General features: G+C 51.4%; 21 protein-coding genes. 13 read left to right on the top strand and 8 right to left on the bottom strand.

All coding sequences use genetic code 11. The annotated features are described in order from the left end of the window. Positions 1 to 364 precede the first annotated feature (364 nt). The 8 genes from CBR65_RS19835 to CBR65_RS19800 all read left to right on the top strand — a co-directional run bounded on the left by CBR65_RS19835 (position 365) and on the right by CBR65_RS19800 (position 9,306). Positions 365 to 2,923, top strand: a complete 2,559-nt coding sequence (locus CBR65_RS19835) for an LPS-assembly protein LptD (RefSeq protein ID WP_198300819.1) — start codon at positions 365 to 367, stop codon at positions 2,921 to 2,923. A 58-nt stretch (positions 2,924 to 2,981) separates the two neighbouring features. Then, a complete protein-coding gene (locus CBR65_RS19830; RefSeq protein WP_087468464.1) occupies positions 2,982 to 4,283 on the top strand; it encodes a peptidylprolyl isomerase in 1,302 nt (433 codons plus the stop codon). A gap of 54 nt (positions 4,284 to 4,337) precedes the next feature. Beyond that, positions 4,338 to 5,336: a 4-hydroxythreonine-4-phosphate dehydrogenase PdxA gene (gene pdxA / locus CBR65_RS19825; RefSeq protein ID WP_087468463.1), complete on the top strand. Its 999-nt coding sequence runs from the start codon at positions 4,338 to 4,340 to the stop codon at positions 5,334 to 5,336. Between the two features lie 42 nt (positions 5,337 to 5,378). After that, positions 5,379 to 6,221, top strand: a complete 843-nt coding sequence (rsmA, locus tag CBR65_RS19820; protein WP_087468462.1) for a 16S rRNA (adenine(1518)-N(6)/adenine(1519)-N(6))-dimethyltransferase RsmA — start codon at positions 5,379 to 5,381, stop codon at positions 6,219 to 6,221. After that, positions 6,218 to 6,589, top strand: coding sequence for a Co2+/Mg2+ efflux protein ApaG (gene apaG / locus CBR65_RS19815; protein WP_087468461.1), 372 nt, complete (start codon positions 6,218 to 6,220; stop codon positions 6,587 to 6,589). The genes rsmA and apaG overlap by 4 nt, the downstream gene beginning before the upstream one ends. 29 nt (positions 6,590 to 6,618) lie before the next feature. Beyond that, a complete protein-coding gene (locus tag CBR65_RS19810) occupies positions 6,619 to 7,428 on the top strand; it encodes a symmetrical bis(5'-nucleosyl)-tetraphosphatase (RefSeq protein ID WP_087468460.1) in 810 nt (269 codons plus the stop codon). Positions 7,429 to 7,685: 257 nt separating this feature from the next. After that, a complete protein-coding gene (locus tag CBR65_RS19805) occupies positions 7,686 to 8,405 on the top strand; it encodes a putative porin (protein ID WP_087468459.1) in 720 nt (239 codons plus the stop codon). Positions 8,406 to 8,610: 205 nt separating this feature from the next. Then, positions 8,611 to 9,306, top strand: a complete 696-nt coding sequence (locus tag CBR65_RS19800; protein WP_087468458.1) for a phosphoribosyltransferase — start codon at positions 8,611 to 8,613, stop codon at positions 9,304 to 9,306. Between the two features lie 43 nt (positions 9,307 to 9,349). On the opposite strand, the gene CBR65_RS22560 is transcribed toward CBR65_RS19800, so the two are convergent. Further along, a complete protein-coding gene (locus CBR65_RS22560) occupies positions 9,350 to 9,511 on the bottom strand; it encodes a four-helix bundle copper-binding protein (protein ID WP_232461456.1) in 162 nt (53 codons plus the stop codon). A 441-nt stretch (positions 9,512 to 9,952) separates the two neighbouring features. On the opposite strand from CBR65_RS22560, the gene CBR65_RS22355 reads away from it, so the two are divergent. Further along, a complete protein-coding gene (locus CBR65_RS22355; protein ID WP_198300818.1) occupies positions 9,953 to 10,321 on the top strand; it encodes a hypothetical protein in 369 nt (122 codons plus the stop codon). Here CBR65_RS22355 and CBR65_RS19785 read toward each other — a convergent pair. Next, on the bottom strand, positions 10,293 to 10,622 hold the full coding sequence (locus CBR65_RS19785; RefSeq protein WP_087468456.1) for a hypothetical protein: 330 nt from the start codon (positions 10,620 to 10,622) through the stop codon (positions 10,293 to 10,295). The genes CBR65_RS22355 and CBR65_RS19785 overlap by 29 nt on opposite strands. 201 nt (positions 10,623 to 10,823) lie before the next feature. Here CBR65_RS19785 and CBR65_RS19780 point away from each other — a divergent pair, with 201 nt between their 5' ends. After that, entirely contained in the window at positions 10,824 to 11,444 is a 621-nt protein-coding gene (locus CBR65_RS19780) for a hypothetical protein (RefSeq protein WP_087468455.1), read from the top strand. 71 nt (positions 11,445 to 11,515) lie between these two features. Here the strand turns inward: CBR65_RS19780 and CBR65_RS19775 are convergent, their stop codons facing one another. The 3 genes from CBR65_RS19775 to CBR65_RS19765 all read right to left on the bottom strand — a co-directional run bounded on the left by CBR65_RS19775 (position 11,516) and on the right by CBR65_RS19765 (position 13,303). Continuing rightward, complete coding sequence (locus CBR65_RS19775) at positions 11,516 to 12,028, bottom strand: ferritin-like domain-containing protein (RefSeq protein WP_087468454.1); 513 nt, start codon at positions 12,026 to 12,028, stop codon at positions 11,516 to 11,518. Between the two features lie 251 nt (positions 12,029 to 12,279). Beyond that, complete coding sequence (locus CBR65_RS19770) at positions 12,280 to 12,984, bottom strand: hypothetical protein (protein ID WP_087468453.1); 705 nt, start codon at positions 12,982 to 12,984, stop codon at positions 12,280 to 12,282. Beyond that, complete coding sequence (locus CBR65_RS19765) at positions 12,974 to 13,303, bottom strand: hypothetical protein (RefSeq protein WP_087468452.1); 330 nt, start codon at positions 13,301 to 13,303, stop codon at positions 12,974 to 12,976. Before CBR65_RS19765 ends, CBR65_RS19770 begins: the two co-directional genes overlap by 11 nt. A 363-nt stretch (positions 13,304 to 13,666) precedes the next feature. On the opposite strand from CBR65_RS19765, the gene CBR65_RS19760 reads away from it, so the two are divergent. The 3 genes from CBR65_RS19760 (at position 13,667) to CBR65_RS19750 (ending at position 18,153) form a co-directional block, all read left to right on the top strand. Then, complete coding sequence (locus tag CBR65_RS19760; RefSeq protein WP_087468451.1) at positions 13,667 to 14,362, top strand: hypothetical protein; 696 nt, start codon at positions 13,667 to 13,669, stop codon at positions 14,360 to 14,362. Positions 14,363 to 14,583: 221 nt separating this feature from the next. Then, positions 14,584 to 16,338: a C4-dicarboxylic acid transporter DauA gene (dauA, locus tag CBR65_RS19755; protein WP_087468450.1), complete on the top strand. Its 1,755-nt coding sequence runs from the start codon at positions 14,584 to 14,586 to the stop codon at positions 16,336 to 16,338. A 27-nt stretch (positions 16,339 to 16,365) separates the two neighbouring features. Continuing rightward, positions 16,366 to 18,153, top strand: coding sequence for a S8/S53 family peptidase (locus tag CBR65_RS19750; RefSeq protein ID WP_087468449.1), 1,788 nt, complete (start codon positions 16,366 to 16,368; stop codon positions 18,151 to 18,153). Between the two features lie 2 nt (positions 18,154 to 18,155). On the opposite strand, the gene CBR65_RS19745 is transcribed toward CBR65_RS19750, so the two are convergent. From CBR65_RS19745 to CBR65_RS19735, 3 genes are read right to left on the bottom strand one after another with little or no spacing between them, the layout of a single operon-like run. Then, positions 18,156 to 18,833, bottom strand: a complete 678-nt coding sequence (locus CBR65_RS19745) for a cytochrome b/b6 domain-containing protein (protein ID WP_087468448.1) — start codon at positions 18,831 to 18,833, stop codon at positions 18,156 to 18,158. A gap of 5 nt (positions 18,834 to 18,838) precedes the next feature. After that, positions 18,839 to 19,318: a cytochrome c gene (locus CBR65_RS19740; RefSeq protein ID WP_087468447.1), complete on the bottom strand. Its 480-nt coding sequence runs from the start codon at positions 19,316 to 19,318 to the stop codon at positions 18,839 to 18,841. Positions 19,319 to 19,348: 30 nt separating this feature from the next. Then, entirely contained in the window at positions 19,349 to 20,380 is a 1,032-nt protein-coding gene (locus CBR65_RS19735; RefSeq protein WP_087468446.1) for an ankyrin repeat domain-containing protein, read from the bottom strand.

The following is a 20,380-nucleotide window of genomic DNA, read 5'->3' as shown; positions in this document are numbered from 1 at the left end:
TTGGGGCGGCTGCGGACCGAGGCGCTCTACATCGGCATTCCGGTGAGGCCGGCACCGCAGACAAAACGGCTCCCATAAAACCCCAAATCCGGAAGGCTGACAAGGTCTGCCTGACGGCGAACTTCACAGCCTCAACCAATTGCCTTCGTCACTGTCAGAGACGGATTCATTCCAAGCACCGGCGTATTCAAGTAGAATCGCGGCTATTTCATCCACGGAAACCGCCAAAGATCGCCGGGCCGGATCATTTGATAAAGCGATAACAGCCATCAATGAAGATATCTTTTCCCGATACAGCAAGGTTTTTGCGCGCTTCCGTAGCAGGCACTTATCGCCGCCCAACTTTTATATCGAGATGCTGTTGATGGCTGTAGCTACGCGCACGTCCTCCCTGTTCCGCCCTTCCCTGCTAGCTGTCGCGCTGGCTGAACTTCGCCAGCAACTGCGCCCCACGGGTGCTTTGGTACTGTCGCTGGGCCTGCTGACCATGCCCGCACTGGCCGATGAGTCGTCGCAAAAGCAAACGGAATCCGGGCGCAATCTTGATTGGGTGCCCATGGAACAATTAACCGAGGCGCAGAAAGCCGCCATGCCCAGCGGTTGCTGCGGGGCTTATGTCAGCCCGGAGCGGACCGACCCGGATGCCAAGCTTGAGCCGGCCAATGCCTCGGTCCGCGCCACCGCTGATTCGTCCGAAACCCAGGGCCAGACCACCGTCATCATGAGCGGTGATGTACAGCTAACCCAGGGTTATCGTTCCCTGAATGCCGACAAAGCGGTCTTTAACCAGGCCACCCGCGAGGCGGAAATCACTGGCGATATCGAGATTCGCGAACCCGGTTTGCTGCTGCACGCCGAGCAGGCGCAGATGCAGATCGACAGCGGCGATGCCACCCTGGAAAACGCGGAATTTGTGCTCTACGAGTCGCGTATTCGCGGCACGGCGGAAAGCCTGAAAAAATTCGGCAGCAACATCATTGTCCTGAGCGACAGCCGTTTCACCAGCTGTGAACCGGACAGCAACCTCTGGTCGGTGGCCGGTTCGGAAGTCAAGATCAATCAGGAAAAGCGCTACGGCACCGCCAAGCACATGCGCATTAATATCAAGGATATCCCGGTGATGTACTCGCCCTACCTGCGTTTTCCGGTAGGAAAGGATCGCCTCACCGGCTTCCTGTTTCCGTCGATGAGCTTCGACAGTGACACCGTCATTGAAGATTTCTCGCTGCCGTTTTACTGGAACATGGCGCCCAACTACGACATGTTGATTACGCCCCGCTATATCGATCAACACGGTACCGGCGTCGATACCGAATTCCGCCATATGTCGGCGCAGTTCGACACCATCATCAACGGCGCTTTCCTCGCCGACGATGAGGGCGATTACAGTGCGCGGGAGCTGGAGCGCATCGAGGAAGGTCTGCGCGAAGATTACACCGGCAAAGATCGCTGGCTTTACAGCCTGAACCAGACCGGCGGACGCGGCCAGCGCTGGAACACCACCATTGATTACACCGAGATCAGCGATATCGATTATCTGCGCGACTTCAACCGCAGCGGTGTCGACACTAACCGCCAGCCCAATATCGCCAAGGTCGCCACCGCCAGCTACCGCACGGACAACTGGCTGGTGAGCGCCAAGGCCCAGGAATTCCGTGTGTTGGTGGAAGAAAGCCAGATTCCTTACCGCGAACTGCCACGCATCAATGCCGACGGCAGTTACCGTTTGGGTGATTGGCTGCTTGAATTAAATAACGAGTACGTCAATTTTGACCTCAACAGTTTTTACGAACTCGACACCACCAATACCTTGCTGGGCGAGCGCCTGCGCACCGACTACGGCCTGACCTGGGACAAGGAATTTGCCTGGGGGTTTTTCAAGCCCGGTGCGGCGGTGAAAACGCTGAATTACCAGCTCGACAGCGGCGCACTGAATGAAACGGCCAATGATTCGCCGTCGCTGGCTGTGCCACAAGGCAGTCTGGATATGGGATTATTCTTCGAGCGCGAAACCAACCTGTTCAGCAACAGTTTTATCCAGACTCTTGAACCGCGCGTCTTTTATTTTTATAGCGATTACGAAGACCACAGCGAGCTCTATAACCTCACCGCCAATAATCGCTACATCAATTTCGATACGTCGGAATTGACCTTTACTTACAGTCAGCTCTTTCGCGAGTCGCGTTTCTCCGGCGGCGATCGTATTGATGATGCCAATCAGGTCGCGGTGGGTCTGTCGAGCGCCTTGATTTCCAGCAGCACCGGCATCGAACGTTTGCGCATGAGTATCGGCCAGATCTATTACCAGAAAGACCGTCGCGTGGTGGTCGCCAATAATGCCGATGAAGACGATAAATATTCACGCCGCGATTCGGAATTGGCGGGCCAGATCAGCGGCCAGATCGGCGATTCCCTGCGCTTCACCAGCGATGTGGCTTACGACCATAAAAATGCGCACCTGACCAGCGCCAGTGCCAGCCTGAATTATATGGACGATGCTTACCGCATCTTTAACCTGTCCTATCGTTACACGCGCAATCCGCAGATGATCAATCCCTCCAACCCGGTGCCGATTCTGGAATCGACCCTGGACCAGCTGGACGCATCGATGATCTGGCCGGTGAACGACCAGTGGAGCCTGATTGCGCGCAGCAACTACGACTTCACTTACAATCTGGAACTCGACACCTTTGCCGGACTCGAATACAACGATTGTTGTTACCGTATCCGCTTGTTGGGCCGCCGCTGGTTGAACTTTGATTACAACGCTAATTTTTTAAAGACCGCCACCCAGGATGACTACGATCAGGGATTCTTTGTCGATATCCAACTTAAAGGGCTCGGCAGCATCAGCGAGCGGATCGGTAAGTTGCTCGACAAAGCCATCATCGGTTACAACGCACGGGAAGAATCCATGCGCTAACACATTCCCGTTACCCCAAACTGCTTCTGTTACTCATCGTTAAAACAGTGATTATTTTATGAAGAAGAATTTGCTTAAACGTTTTATCTCCACCAGCTTCATCGGCGGCCTGCTTTTGCTTAACGCCGGTTTCAGTGCAGCACAAACCGTCATGCTGGACCGCGTGGTCGCTATCGTGGATGAAGACTTGGTGCTGGAGAGCGAACTCAAGACCCGCACCGCTTCCGTACTGGAACGATTGCAAGCCCAGTACAACCAGCTGCCGCCCAAAGAAGTGCTGGAGAAACAAATTCTTGAGCAGCTGATTCTTGAGCGCGTCCAACTCCAACTCGCGCAACGTTACGACATTGACCCCAGCGCCGAAGAAGTTGACCAGGCGATTGCGCGCATTGCCCAACGCAACCAGATGACCATGGAACAATTAGCGGCGGATTTGCAACGGCAAAATTTGTCTCTGGATGAGTTGCGTCAGCAAATCAAAACCGAACTGACCATCAATCAGTTGCAACAAGGTGTGGTTAACAGCCGCATCCGTGTGACTGAACAGGAAATTGATAACTTCCTGGAATCCACTGATGGCAAATTTGCTACGTCACCGGATTTTCACCTCGGCCACATTTTGATTGCGGTATCCGGCTCTGCTGATCCGGCGATGGTCAGCGCGGCAGAAAAAGAAGCGCAGGACATTTATAACAAATTGAAAAAAGGTGGTGACTTTGAACAGCTCGCCATCAGCCATTCCAATGACCAAAGTGCTCTGCAAGGTGGTGACATCGGCTGGCGTAAACTGGCGCAGTTGCCAGAGTTATTTGCTAAAAAACTGGAAACCCTGGGCACAGGTGAAGTGACCGAACCTTTCCGCAGTGGTGCGGGCTTTCACATCCTGAAAAATATCGAACAACGCGGCGGCGGTGCGCAACTGGTTGAGCAGACCAAGGCGCGCCATATTCTGGTAAAAACCTCAGAGATTATGGATGACAGCCAGGCTCGCGCAAAATTAGCCGCCTTGAAAAAGCGTATCGAAAACGGCGAAGACTTCGCCAAACTGGCGCGGGAAAATTCTGAAGATACCGGCTCAATGTTGAGCGGCGGCGACCTCGGCTGGTCGATGCCCGGTATGTTTGTTCCGGCGTTTGAAGAAACAATGAAAGAAACCGCCGTCGGTGAAATCAGCGAGCCATTCAAGAGCCAATACGGCTGGCATATTCTGCAAGTACAGGAACGACGCCAGGAAGATATGAGCGAACAAATGAAACGCAACCAGGCATCCAACCTGATTCGCTCACGCCGTTTTGATGAAGAGTTTCAATCCTGGCTGACCCAGATTCGCGAAGAGGCTTACGTCGAAATCAAGATTTAATTTTTCCGCTCTGCGTGGCGCGGCTGCGCAGAGCTTTTCCTTCCGGCTGACTCTATGAACCCTCCCTGTTTACGCATAGCACTCACCCCTGGCGAACCCGCCGGCATTGGGCCGGATCTGGCCATCATGCTCGCGCAGGATGCCCAGGTACATGAAATTGTCGCCATCGCTGATCCACAGCTGTTGCAGGAGCGCGCGCAGGCGATGGGCTTACCCTTGCGCTTGCGTGAAATTAATCCGGCGGAAAAACCCATTGCCTCACGCGCGGGCGAGTTGGCAGTGTTACCGGTGGCGCTTGCTGAAAACGCCATCCCGGGAAAACTTGACAGTCGCAACGCAAATTACATTCTCAACACGCTGGATGCCGCCATCGAGGGTTGCGTGGCCGGCACCTTTGCTGCGCTGGTCACCGGCCCCGTACATAAAAGTGTGATCAATGATGCAGGCATTCCGTTCAGCGGACACACGGAATATCTCGCGGAAAAAACCCATACGCCCAAGGTTGTGATGATGCTGGCCACCCGTGGCTTGCGCGTGGCCTTAGCGACAACGCACCTGCCGTTAAAAGATGTAGCCGCCGCGATTAACCCCGATGAACTCACCCAGGTGATTCGGATTTTGCACCGCGATTTGCAACAACAATTCGGTATCGCTGAGCCACGCATTTATGTGTGCGGGCTGAACCCGCATGCGGGGGAAGGCGGTCATCTGGGGCGCGAGGAAATCGAGATTATTGAGCCCACACTCAACACCTTGCGCGGTGAAGGCATTACCTTGATCGGCCCGCTGCCCGCCGATACATTATTTACACCGAAATACCTGGATAATGCCGACGCGGTTCTGGCGATGTACCATGACCAGGGGTTACCGGTTCTAAAATACAAAGGGTTTGGTCAGGCGGTAAATATCACGCTGGGGCTGCCCATCATCCGCACTTCCGTGGATCATGGTACAGCGCTGGATCTCGCCGCCACAGGCAAAGCGGATTCCGGCAGCCTGCATACCGCACTCGCTTACGCTATTGATATGGTCCAGGCACGCGCGGCACGGTGATCATACCGGCATGTGTGCACTTGCGCAGAGTTAATACTTTTTATGGCAAAGTTTCACAACAACGAAGCGCCCCATCGCGCACGCAAACGTTTCGGGCAGAACTTTTTGATCGATCACGGTGTGATTCGCGAAATTGTCCGCGCCGTTCATCCGCGTTCAGATGATTGCATTGTGGAGATTGGTCCCGGCAAAGGGGCGATCACTGAATTACTGGCCGACGCCTGCCAACACCTGCGCGTGATTGAACTGGATCGCGACCTGGTGCCCTGGTTGAAAGTGAAATTTGAAAAACATCCCGATTTTCAATTATTTCAAACCGATGCCCTGCAATTTGATTTTGCGCAGCTGGTGCAAGATAACCAACCACTGCGTATTGTCGGCAACCTGCCCTACAATATTTCCACACCCTTGATTTTTCACTTGCTGAGTTACAGCACACAAGTGGCTGACATGCATTTTATGCTGCAAAAAGAAGTGGTGAAGCGTATGGCTGCTCAGCCCGGCGACAGTGCTTACGGGCGTCTGGGCATCATGGTGCAGTACTATTGTGCCGTAGAAGATTTATTTGAAGTGCCGCCCACGGCCTTTGATCCGGCACCGAAGGTGGACTCAGCCATTGTTCGGCTGGTACCGCATCAGGTTTTGCCGTATGTTGCGCATAATATTAAAACCCTGGAACGCTTGGTCAATGTCGCCTTCCAGCAACGGCGCAAGACCTTGCGTAACGCACTCAAACAATGGGTGCCGTCCAACATTCTGGACGAATTATCTATCGACACAAATGCACGGGCGGAAAACCTGTCACTGGCGACGTTTGTTGAGTTAAGCAACACGCTGGATGCGCGCGGCCTTTCCGACATCGACAAACCCTTGGCAACGTCATGAATACACCAATTCACATCACCGTACAAACCAGTTACATCGCTGCACAGTCCCGTCCGGACATTCAGCGGTTCGTATATTCCTATACGATCACCATTACCAACCACAGCGACAGCAACGCCCAATTGATCAGCCGCCACTGGCGGATCAAGGATGCCAGGGAAAATCTTCAGGAAGTCAAAGGGCTTGGTGTCGTTGGCGAGCAGCCCTTATTGGCGCCCGGGGCAAGTTATACCTACACCAGCGGTGTTATTCTGGAAACAGAAACCGGCATGATGGAAGGTAGCTACCAGATGCGCCGCGATGATGGCACTACCTTTGACACACCCATTCCGATTTTCGCATTAGTGCCACCTCACGCGATGCATTAATTTCGCAACGATTTTTTCAGGCGTTTTTTATGAGCATCTATGCCATCGGCGATATACAAGGTTGTTTGGAACCACTGCAATGCTTACTGAAAAAAATCCAGTTCAATTCCGACAAGGATCGTTTATGGATAGCGGGCGATTTAATTAATCGCGGACCCGATTCGCTCGGCGTTATGCGTCTTTTGTATGCGATGCACGATAACATTTCCATGGTGCTGGGCAATCACGATCTCCATTTTTTGGCGGTCGCACTGGGTCATCGAAAAGCGGGCAAGTCGGATACCTTAGCTGAACTAATGCAAGCCAGGGATTGTGAAGATTTTATGCATTGGTTACTCACTGGCAAGCTGTTGCATCACGACCCGCAACTGGGTTACACCATGGTTCATGCCGGCATCCCGCCCCAATGGGATCTGCAACAGGCTATCAATCTTGCGAGGGAAGTCGAACAGGTGTTACAGAGTGAACACCTTGCATCCTATCTCGCCACGATGTACGGCAATGTACCGAACATCTGGAACGATGCACTGACCGGTGAAGCGCGTTGGCGAGTGATCACCAATTATTTTACACGCATGCGCTTCTGCACCGCCGAGGGTGAATTGGAGCTGGAAACCAAAACCGAGGCTGCTGAAGCTCCACCTGGATTTCTTCCCTGGTTTGCACATGACAATCGAAAAACAAAAAATAATAAAATTATTTTTGGTCATTGGGCTGCACTGAATGGCCAGGCAGAAACCACCAATGTTTACGCACTGGACACTGCCTGCGTCTGGGGTGGCTCCTTAACGGCTATGCGCCTTGATGATGAAAAAATGTTTAGCTGTGAATGCTCATAATGTGCAACTTTTTCCCGCGAAACTGAACAGAAGCTGAATAAAAAATCTGCACTTATTCAGGCTGTATTCAGCAGATCATAAAGCTCTGTGTGTTAACCCACCGATTCTCCAAACAACTTTTTGTAAAGTCGCTTCGTCTGCGCGATATGCCTCTCATTTTGCGTATTACAAGATGACACTTGATCGCATTACGGACTAAAATGGCGCACCTGCAGAAATAAGGTGCAGGTTGATGTGATTACACAACGGAGAATTTCATGAAACTCAAAACTTTAGTAGCAACCATGGCGCTGACCTGTGCATCCAGTGTTGCACTGGCCCAGAACTATAACTTCGAAGTGGGTGTGAACTACACCGACGTCGACTACGATGCTGGCGGGAACGACGACTTTTTTGGTGTCTACGGAGAGTACCATTTTCAGGAAGTCCGCCCAGGTAACAATCCGTTAGCTGAAGCTGCTTTCATTAACAGATCAAGCAATGCTTACGTGATTGGTAATAATGACCTGGACGTAGTAACAGCAGGCGTTGAGTTTTATATTCCTGACACCATTTTTTACGGCGCCGCTGAAATCAAACGCGAAGATTATGACGGTTCGTCAACTGAGAATGACTGGGGCGTACGCCTGGGTTTAACGCCCATCACCGGTTTACTGGTGTGGACCGAGTATTACGATGAGCCCGGCTACGATGCCAACATCCATGCAAAATATGTCGTGCCCCTGGGTGGCGGCAACTTCGTTAATGTAGAAGGTGGTTACGCCGACTACGATGAAAACGATGTATTTGATGTAGCAGCTGATTTCTACTTTGACAGAACCTTCAGCGTTGGCGCTGGCTACGTGGATTATGATTACGACGATGGCTTCCTGTTGCGCACGCGTAAATTCTTCACACCGGAAATCAGTGCTGAATTAGCCTATACCAAATTTGATATTGCAGACACCATTACCATTGGTGCGAGCTTCCGCTTCTAATTAACGATACGTTAATAAAGCGTCTACATAAAACGCAGATGGCTTAATCAGCCATCTGCGTTTTTTATTATCTGGCAATGCACATCCAGTTATTCAATACCGTGCTATAAATTTTTCTGCTAGCTCATAAAAGCTCTATATCATCCACCGGAATTCCGCGCGCCTTGCCGACTCTAAACGTCCAACTGTCTGCGGAGGATGAGTCATGAAATCACTTGCCAACCGAAGCACTGCCGGCCAGGCACTTGCCACGCGCTTGACCCGATATCGCAACAATGAAAATGTCATTGTCCTGGGACTTCCGCGCGGCGGCGTGCCGGTTGCCTATGAAATTGCGCTGAGTTTGCACGTACCGTTGGATGTTCTGGTGGTACGCAAACTCGGATTACCACGACACAAAGAGTTCGCTATGGGCGCTATTGCCCACGGTGGTGTGCGCATCCTGAATGAAGAAATTATTCGCTCTTATCGGATTACCGATGACATCATCGAATACGTTGCTGAAATTGAAGCAAAAGAATTAAAACGACGTGAACAGATTTATCGTGAAGACCGCCCCTGGCCTTCCCTGCGCGATCACTGCGTTATTCTGGTGGATGATGGCCTGGCCACGGGCGCCAGCATGCGTGCAGCTATTGAGGCGGTGCAACTGGCGGGGGCAGACGAGGTTGTCATGGCGGTTCCGGTAGCCTCTACCCGCACGCTGAATGAGTTGGCCAAATGGACCGATGAAACCGCATGCTTGCTGACACCCGATCCATTTTATTTTGTCGGGCAGTGGTACGAAAATTTTGATCAGGTCAGCGATGAAGCCGTTGTGCGCTTACTGGCGCTGGCAAGATCCAATCAGATGCACGGAGCCAAACAGGCCGTTCGTTATCCGCCGAAATTGGCATCCTGAATTTCGGCACGCTGCATGTCAGCCCCTATGTGCCAGCACTATTTTATGCAGCCATCTTCCGACACTCACTGGCGCATTTGTGGCACGCCTTGGCGCATTCCTTACAATGAGCCGGATCATGCTTGCTACAGATATCGCCACACTTTTGACAAATTTCTGCACAAAGGCGGCAGATATCCTTGGCTGAGTAGCTGCCGCGCGCCATAGCTGCTGCCGCGAGGCGACACATAGCGGCACAGTCCATGTCAGCGCGAATACAATCTGCCATCTTCGCCACATTCGGCTCTGATAAACAGGCCGTTGAGCAATCATCACAGGCAACAGCGCAGTCATAACACGCATCGATACAGGTTGAATATTTTTGGAAACTCATTCGTTATTCTCCTAATCAAAAAATTAAGGTGAAGCTAAAACCATGCCGACTAATGTAAAACAATAACTCGTGCCAAAAGCGCAACTTGCGAATTATGGTGCGTAAAAAACGATTAAGGAGATGTCAGAAAGGGAGGTTTCAGTGATAGCCTTTTAGCCAGGGTTGATGGCTGCATGTAAAACTTACAAGCCACTCTTCAACCGGCACCTGGATCTGCATGAGGAAGGAAAAAACAAACCAGTCGCTAAAAACAATGAACAAACGGAGCCTGCTATGGATGACGATCTCGAACATTTGTCCCATGAAGAATTGATTAACGAAGTAAGAAAATTGCGTAGTGTGATTCGCGAACACCGCGATCATGGTGGACAGGATTTGTGCTGGCATCATCCATCGCTGTGGGAAGCGCTGCCTGAACGATCAGACCCTTTACCACCCTTGCCGGACTGGCCCGACTTTATTCGCGGCTGTGTGAACTATCGGCAATCGCTGGAAAATCAACTGCAAAACAAACGTAAAACCGATATCCCCGCCAACAAAAAAACCGCAAGCTCACGCAAACTGCCTGACGGTTTATCGTTTTCACCCGAGGATCTGGTAAAGCTCGCCGAACTCAAGTCAGGAGCGAAGCGATCGCGATAACAAGGGACACTGTCGCAACGGCTACTGCACTGTAAGCCAAGCGGCGGAAGAAGATAATTTTTTTCTGCAACTCGTTTCCGGCAGCGTCGATTCCCTCGATAGTCTGTCGGAGTTTCTCCGCTAACACATGAATCGATTCGGCATTCTGCGTAGCCGCTGATTGCAATTCAGCAATTTGTTGCGCCGTAATATCATCCGTCTTTTCTTCCGCCGGCTTGGCGGTAAAAGCCGGTATAGCGGTGGCCACAATTTGTGTGACATAAGGCAGTGATGCTTTCAATAAAGGAAGCCAAACGGGCATGAGGTTTTCCTCCAATGGATTTTAGTTTACATATACTGTAGCGGTATTTTCGCGACATTACACCCTCTCTGTAATTTACTTCCTTAAGCCATTACTTTTGAGCGTCATCAAAGAATTTGTTACCGAAGCCAAGGTCACATCAACTAGCTGACTTCTTATCAGTGAGACCTATAATTTTTTCAACCGTTAACGGAGAGAATCATGGCCAGTAAATCGGGAAACAAATCGCAAGTTCATGAGTTGCTATACCAGGCATTAGAAACCGAGATGGGTGGAATTCTCATCTATAAATCTGCCATTTCCTGCGCGACCAATAAAGATTTGCGCAAGGAATGGGAAGGTTATCTGGAGGAAACCCAAACCCACCACGAGGTTTTATTGAATGTATTTAATGAGTTAGGACTGGACCCGAAAGCGCGCACGCCGGGCCGGGAAGTGGTGGCACATTTGGGTGAGTCCCTGGTGGCCGCTATAAAAATGGCGAAGGACGCCGGTGATCCGGAAGCTGCGCAACTGGTTGCGGCAGAATGTGTGGTACTGGCCGAAACCAAAGACCATTCCAATTGGGAGCTGATTGGTCTGCTCGCCGACAAATTACCGGCACAGGAAGCCAAGGTTCTGAACAAAGCATACGAAGCGGTTAATGAGGATGAAGAGCATCACCTCTACCACACCAAGGGCTGGGCAAGGGAGCTGTGGATTGAAAGCCTCGGCTTCCCGGCCGTTCTGCCACCGCCGGAAGAGGTGAAAGATGTCGAAACTGCCATTGGTGCGGCCCGCGCACAGCAATCCCGCGAAAAAATGTTGGGCAAAAGGCATTAATTTCAATGCCACAAAAAAGGGCGACAGGTCATCATCCTGTCGCCCTTTTTTGTGGCGTTTGCTGCTACAACTTATGCCTCTGCTGCCAGCTCCAGTTCCTCCGCCGGGTTTAAAAACTCCCGCGTAATCAGCGGTAAATTTTCGCGCAGCCAATCAGCCATGGCGACTTCCTGGGCGAGAATCGTTTCACACACCGCTTTAGTCTCATGATCGCCACGCATCTCGGAGGCAGCAATCAGAATGGTGTAGGAAGAAATCTCCAACTGCTTAAAGACGTAACTGCTCATCGTGGCTTTCACCACCTCGTCACTGACACTCATGCCTGCCACCGACTGACCGAAAGCAATCACCTTGCCGGCCAGATCCTTCATAATTGATGGGCTGCTACCCAGGCGCTCAATGCAACCTTTGAGCATCTCCTGTTGCCGGTACGTTTGTTCAAGGTGTTCTTTGAATTTATTTTTCAAGCGCGGGTATTGCTCCATCCGATTAACAAGGTTGGTAAAAACCCGGCCAGATTGCAACTCCATCGCAAATGCATCGCGCAACCAATCCAATACTTCATTAATTTGATCTGTTGTCATCGCGGACTCCTGCAGTCAACTGTTAGTGTGTAAAACTTTCGTGTAAAACTTTCAAAGTGACCCCGACAAAGCATCGAAGCCGTGAGTATTTCTTTGCGTGCTACCGCTATAGTGGTACCTGAATATGACGGTAATCTTAAACCGGCAGGTGCTCTGTTACTTTCCTAACAGAGCTTGTCTTTTTTGTGAAATATCAGACATGTGCGCCAAATTGGGGCTTGGCGCACCAATCGCTTGCTTCGCCTAAAACATTATTTAGGACCGCATAAAAAAAAACTGATATAACCCGGCGTCGGGTATTTGATTTGTTGCAGCCGAATGTCTCCACCCGTGATTTTTTGCGCGTCTTCTTGTAAGGCTTGTGCGATCGTTCGTTCATCAGCATTGAACCGAATGGTATCGGTCGTAAGCCGATAACCTTTCGTGGCATTGGCGGCCTCCGATAACTCTCGCACACGCCACCGACCCGCCGAGTTACCTTCGCGTAATAACATAATTTCGTTAGCCAAGCGCTGGTTATTCGGACCGGCATCGACACAATAAAAAATGTCAATGCTCATTGCGCCGTACCGACTATCCATAGATTTGTATTGAGACTTGTACTGAGATTGAGAAACCTTGGCCGTGGCAACAGCCAGGGAAGAGTCAATGGTGGCCAGTTGCGTTAAGGCCGAACCGATTTCCGCATTACCCAGGGGCGCACCTTTTTCAGAAATCTCAGCCAGCGTTTTGTTCAGTGCATCCAGCCTGGCTTGCGCGCGATCAATTTCTTCCTGGGTTTGTGACAAGGCTTGTTCAGCAATGGCCAATTCTTCACGCGCCTCCTGCAAAGCGCGCGTCGAAAAATACAAGGCGGCAAGAATACCGATCATGCCGATGATGCCAAACGGAATCGCCATGTGCGATGAACGTTCCAGTTTGTGAATGCGTTGCAAGAGCTCGTTATTATTCTCCATCGTCATCTCCTTGCGACACTTTCTGCATGACAATAGATTCCACAATGCCGAACGCTTTATTTAAAAAATACACAACGCGACTGGAACAGGCTGCGGATATACCGGTAGCACCCAATACAATATTCATATCGGTAGAACTGATAGTACCCGAGGAAAAAACGCGGTAGGCGGCGAACACAAAAAGCACGAGGGAAGCAATACCGAAGATCAAATACAAAATCCGTTCCATCTGAAACAAACGCATCAACCGCTCCATGGCCCCGATAACATCATCCAGGGATGGTCCTTCCTGATCTTTATCTATGACTGGCTTATTCATACACACTCCTTATTTTTTAACCAATGCTGTTAACCGGGAGATAAATTCACTTTCTCCTCCCCGTTTATACTATTCCTCACTGTGTTAATTTCCACCTAAAACAGACGGAAGGCGCGACAATATTGTGCTGGAGAATCTGCTTTATTCTGGTGCGCTCGCGAGAGATTCCAGACCACTAGGCTGAAAAGTCCGCCCTTTGGAATAAAAATAAGGAGTTCGATGAAAAAGTGTTATGCAAAAGTGACGCGATGAGCTGGCGGGGAAATCAGCTATGGTCTTAACTTATCGCCGGACTTCCATAAGACAAGTCCGACTAAAAATCGAAACAGAACCATAGGGTTTAACTCAATAAAAGGATTCCCAGTGAAAAACGTAATTATTATATGTTTGATAACCTTCCTCTCTGTCGGCTGCGCCAAAATCAGGAATGTCACCAGCCCGGAGGATGAGAATCTTCTCTCCGGCTCAGGATCATTAATAACTAATCCTTCAGCGAAAGCTTTTGAAAAAATTAATATTGACGACCTGGTGAAGGAGTACCAGCTGGATAATTTAGCAACAAACGCCAACAATCTGAACGCTGATGCCTATAAGTATCGTCGAAACGAGTTGCAAGAAAGAATTATTGCCGCATCAAATCAGCGTTGCGGCGCCTATATCAGAATGCTTACATCCTCCAAAGCGCAAACCAAAACCTCTTGGAATAGCCTCTCGTTATTACTCTCAGGTGCAGCGGCTGTGGTTACACATACTACGACCGCCCAAGCTTTAGCTGCAGGCAGTACAGCGTCTACAGGCATACTCAGTACATATAACGAAGCTTATTATAATGATCTCTCACTATCGGTAATCGCCGATGGGATATCCAAAAAGCGCGATAGCATCATGTCGAATCTTATACAACAAAAAAATAAATCGCTGCTGGATTATCCAATAAATGCAGCCATTTCAGACGCATTGAGTTATCACGCCGCCTGCAATATTGTTGCAGGAATGGAAGCGGCATCCACTGCACTTAAACAGGTAAAACATCCAGCCCTGACTCCACCCACCCGGTAAACATTTGTCGGATTACGCCTTTGGCTAATCCGACCTACCAGACCTGCTGGTAAACGCCGAAGACGGTGATCAATTTGCAGAATCACTCGGCGACGTTGAAGGCAGGATTGATTATAAAGGCGGTATGCGGGTATGTCATACCTGCATACCGTCCCCCACCTGAATAACCTTTGCTGGCTATAATGAGGACTCCTGCTCTCATCACCCGCCAGAGAATCGCTATGCCGCATCGGGCACATTTGTTTTCCTTACGCATTGCGCATGCCTTCAGGGAAAGTTGCCTGCAGGAACCTTACACACGTGTTCATTTCCGCAAAGATTTGCTGGCGGGGTTAACCGTCGGCATTATCGCCATACCGCTAGCCATGGCGCTGGCGATCGCCAGCGGTGTTGCGCCGCAGTATGGGTTGTATACCGCAGCTATCGCCGGTTTTGTGATTGCTTTGACGGGCGGATCGCGGTTCAGTATTTCCGGTCCTACCGCTGCCTTCGTCGTGATTCTTTATCCCATCACGCAACAATATGGCCTGGGCGGTTTGCTGTTGGCCAGTGTGATGGCCGGGACGATGTTGATCGCCATGGCGCTGCTGCGCCTGGGGCGCTTGATTGAATATATTCCTGAACCGGTCACCCTCGGCTTTACCGGCGGCATTGCGGTGGTCATCGCGGTGCTGCAAATCAAGGATTTTTTGGGACTTCCCATCGCCGCCATGCCGGAGCACTTTATCGATAAGCTCAGCGTGTTGGCGACGCAATTGCACAATATCCATTGGCCCAGTGTGTGGGTAGCGAGCGCAACCCTCGGCATCATGTTGTTGTGGCCCATGCTGAAACTGGCTATTCCGGCGCACCTACCCGCCGTGATATTTGCCGGCCTGTTCGCGTGGCTGCTCGATCATTTTGGTATGCCGGTGGATACCATTGATTCGCGTTTTTCCTACACCGCCGCCGACGGCACTGTCATGCAAGGCATTCCCGCCATCCTGCCGCAACTGACATTGCCCTGGTTGCAACCCGATGCAGACGGCCAACCCTTGGGCGTTACCTGGCAAATGGTACGCGACCTTTTGCCGGCGGCGTTTGCCATCGCCATGCTCGGTGCAATTGAATCCCTGCTCTGTGCTGTGGTGCTCGACGGTATGTCCGGCAAACGCCACAGCGCCAACAGCGAATTACTCGGCCAGGGCATCGGCAATATCATTACGCCATTTTTCGGCGGCATAACAGCAACCGCTGCCATCGCACGTTCGGCGGCAAATTTTAAAGCGGGTGCGCATTCGCCTGTCGCGGCCATGATCCATGCTGCGGTAGTGCTTCTGGGGCTGGTGATACTCGCGCCCTTGTTAGGTTATTTACCCATGTCCGGTATGGCGGCGCTGCTGTTGGTGGTCGCCTGGAATATGAGTGAAGCGCCTAAAAGTGTGCACATGATTCGCAGCTCGCAAACCAGTGACCACTGGATATTTTTTACCTGCTTTTCGCTAACGATACTGTTCGATATGGTCATCGCCATTACCGCCGGTATTTTGCTCGCCGCCGTGCTGTTTATGAAAGATATTGCGGCGCTAACGCGCGTAGTGGAAATTACCGATAACAAACAATATGTGCCGGATGCGCTGCCGACAAACTGGCGGGTATTTAAAATTACCGGCCCGTTATTCTTTGCCGCTGCCGATAAAATTTTTGGTGAACTCACCCGCTATTGCGAAGCGGGCAACGGCGTGATTGTGTATCTGGATAACGTCAACCTGCTGGATGCAGGCGGTGTGGCCGCATTGACCAAGTTAATCACTCACTGCCAGAAAGAAAATGCACAGCTTATTTTGACGGATGTTCAATTTCAGCCGCTCAAGGCCTTGGCCAAAGCCCACATTGAACCTATAAATGGCGTGTTTCGGTTATACCCGCAACTGCAGGACGCCTGCGCACAGAGTGCACTAGCCCACAAACAGGACGGCCCGGACGTGCTTCAATAATCCGCATTGCTATAACGGAGAAAATCCATGCGGAACACGTTCCATCATCATGCAATCGTCTGCCTTTTTCTCTTGGTGGTTGCTGGCCACAGTGTGGCGGCGTCACTGCGTATTGAGCACCTGGAGCGCTGCGGGGATCTCTTCAACGAGCGGACGCAGGAATTTTGCCTGCGCATAGCCGGGGATGCGCCCGCCGGAAAACTGACAATCAAGCTTGACGGAAAATCCCTACCCGCTGCACAGGTTAAACGCGAAGCGAATGTGTTGCACATCCGGGTTTCACCTCGCCGTTACAACAGCGGCCCCTTGTGGATCGAACACAATAAGCTCGCCAGTAATGCCGTCTGGCTGAGCCTTAACCGCAGCCATGTCGTGGCTGCAACCGCCGATGAAGTGACGAAAAACATGGATGGGCTAAACACCTACATTAACCTCGTCAGTGTGATCGTTGAAGAGCGTTACGATGGCTTAACAGAAACCCGAAAACTCGCGCAAAAATACAAAGCCACCATCGTCGGCATGATTCCTCCACTGAATACTTATCAACTCCGCTTGCCGGCAAAAAATCTGATCGAGCGCGACGCGCTGGTATTACGGCTGGGCAGTGAAGTGAGTGTCGACGCGGTGGTTATTGAAGAAACTAATCCGGAAAAATCGGCGGAAGCATCTTCTCCCACCGAGGGCGAGACTGACTCAAACCCCATTGACCTGAACAATGCCGAGTGGGCTTCCAACCGTTTTCTCGACGCCGTGGATTTTTATAAACGACAACATGCCCACGCCGATAAACCGCTCAAGACACACCCAATACGCGTCGGCATTATTGAGCGGAATGTCGATTTTGATTCACCGGATTTTTCTGACTATCTCGGTAATTGCCGCCGCAATAATTCGCGCACCTGCCTCTACGGGCGCGATGCAGATAAACCGGACTCCCACGGCTCAACCGTGGCCGGGATTCTCGCCGCCACCTGGAACAACGGTGGTAACAGCGGCTTTTTGCGTGGGCTTGATGATGCCGGGCCGGGCTTTGACATTATTGTGGAGCGCAATTCCGATGCCGGCATTACCGCCAATATCGCTGCCTCGGTAAACCTGGTGGAAGACGGTGTGCGCGTGCTGAACTGGAGCTGGGGCATTCATCGGGTCGGCACAAAAAATATTGATGGCGAGGATGTAGATTCGCTGGTTCGTTCAGGACTGGCCATGAGTGGTTATGAAGAATTACTGGAAGAATTTTTCTTATGGTTGCGAATGAAACACCCGGATGTTGTCGTCATTAATTCGGCCGGTAACGGTGCGTCTTTTTCCGGGCGCGACGAATATCGACTCCCCTCTTCCTTTATTACCGAACAACTTATCGTTGTGGGCGGTCATGAGCGCAGCAACAATAAAAACGCCAAGGTTGAAGATCCGGGTTTCGTTACCAAACGCGATGCATCCAATATCGATATGCGTGTCGATATCACCGCTGCTGCCTGCGTTCATGGCTCAACACTTACAGCGGATGCAGAAAGCAACGCGCATTGCGGAACCTCTTACGCAACCCCGCTGGTCGCTGGCACTGTCGCCGCAATGTTGTCTATTAATCCCGATTTAACACCGGAACAATTGCGTATGTTGCTGCGCCGCAGTGCTATGACCATCGGGAAAGCCCCCGACTTTGAACCGCCCGATGCCGATGACCTCACATCACCGATATTGCCGTCGGAACGTAACAATCGGTTAAATCATCCGGACATCGGCCGTTCGGCGCGGTTGGATATGCGTCAGGCATTGGACTTGAGCGTGCAGAGTCTGACGCGGGTGAGATAACTCTAGGCGATCAACCAAACAATAAAACCGGCAATCAATACACCCACCGTGAATCGAGCATAGCTCGCCGGTTTCATCGGTTGCCCGGAAACTGGTGTTGACGTTTTTCCGTGAATCATCGCGGCAGTTAAATTCTGGCGGCGCCAGACAAGGTAATAAACCACCGCCACAATATGCAGCACGATAAAACCCAGCAGCACATTAAAGGTTACCTCATGCCACTCGGCGATTTCACGGCTGGTTTTAAAGCGAAGGTAATCGGCAAAAGGCCCTCCGTCAAAACCATCGACGTCGATAGAAAATAATCCCAAACCAATTTGCAGCAGCATCAGTGCAAGCAGTACCAGCACGCTGTAGCCGCCCAAGGCGTTGTGTCCACCAGATGCGCCAACCTGGCGCTGCGGCAGGGTTTTTACATACTGCGCTACAGCAGAAGGTTTTTTTATGAACTGGGAAAAACGGGCAGTGTTACTGCCAAAAAATCCCCAGTAAATGCGGAACAGCACAACACCCAGTAACCCATACGCACAATAACTGTGGTACACAATTTCATGATTTTCTGCCGTCCACCAACAGGCGACGATCAATACCACCATCAGCCAGTGGCACACGCGCACTTGCCAATCCCACAGGGCTTGTCTTACTGGTGATGTCGCTGTGGCAGAAACGTCCGTCGTCATCACATTCAATCCACGCGATAACTATCGTGGCACGACGAGCAACTGTCGCGAACCACCAGGAGCTGTTTTTTCAGTGCCGATAAATCCCCACCAGCTGTGAGCGGCATCATGGCTTTGGTTGCGCTGATAACCTCGTCAGTAATGCGATCAAACTTTGCTTTATTGGTCCAGATGTAGTCGCGAGCGTCGGTATCCAGACCGGATTCAGGGCCACTGCCCGCCGGAAACCACGCAGGAATTTTTGCAGCGAGCGCGGCCATTTGTTTTGCGGCAGCGGTCATCGTTTCTGTACTGGGCTCATCGCCTTTTAATTCATCGCGCAGGGTTTTCATGGCGGCACCCATGTCTTTAAAACCGGCCTGCCGTTCGTCGATGATGGATTGCTGCGCAGCAACCGGTCCCACGAATATCACTTGCATTAACAAGCCAGCACAAAGCACTGCGGCTTTTGAAAAAGAACAGCTTTCACGATTGTTAACCATCATAGTGTCACACCTTTATTTGAACGAAAGACCTCAATGAGCGCCATCTTCCAACCGAAATGTTTTGTCAGCCCCCGCTGCAATCAGGGTGTTCATCATTTCGGTAGAATCCAGCTCGGTCGCCAGCAACAAAGGCGGCTTTGCGTGCGTCACGTAAGGCCGGCTGGTGAAGTTAACCTCGTAACGCCACACCACCTGGGAGGTACCTGTCAGGGCATTGGGATCAGCACCTTTTTCCAACAGCAACGCCACCAGCGCCGGTTGTTGATTAAGCACTGCCGCATGCAATAACTGATGGCCGTTGCGATCATACGCGGTCAGATCCACACCGCGTTTAATCAATAACTCCGCAAAGGCAAATTGTTTCTGGTACATGGCCAATTGCACCGCCGAGGTTCCATCTGGTGCGCGATAATTAATATCACCACCCGCCTCCATCATCGCCACCGGTGCGCGCGGGTCGCCGCTTTTTATCGCAAAAAATAACGGCGTAAAACCTTGCTCGGTTGTTCTGTTGATATCGGCACCGGCGTTGAGTAGTACCGGAATAACCTCAACCTGGCCTTTAGCGGCAGCCCACATCAACGGCGTCTGCCCGTTTTCATCGGCGGCATCCACGGCTGCGCCCATCTCCAATAAACGTTGCACCACCGGCGCGCTGGAATTTCCCGCACATAACGCCAGCGGTGAAATACCAGAAGGCGCGGTGCGAGTTACATCGGCACCAGCGTCGAGCAATGCGATAACAATGGCAGGGTCACCGCGTTGACAGGCAGCAATTAACGGGCTGAAATTTTGCCCGGCAATGGTGTCAACATCTGGCTTCGCAGCATTCGCCAACAATAGCTGAACCAGCTCAGGGTTTTGCGCATCCGCCGCCCAGGCCAAGGGCAAGGAACCGTCGGGCAGTGGCTGATTCACCTCGGCGCCTTCGCGCAACGCCTGTCGCGCTTTTATGGCATCACCCGCGTGAATGGCTCGCATTAATGCGTCGTCCGCTGGGCCAGCCATTGCAGCCGTCGATAAAAATAAAAATGCACAGGCCAGCGCAATTAAATATTTCAT

Origin of the sequence: Cellvibrio sp. PSBB006, assembly GCF_002162135.1 — a bacterium.
GTDB lineage: Bacteria > Pseudomonadota > Gammaproteobacteria > Pseudomonadales > Cellvibrionaceae > Cellvibrio.
Note: the sequence above shows the minus strand (reverse complement) of the source record. Positions and strands in the feature narration are given on the sequence as shown.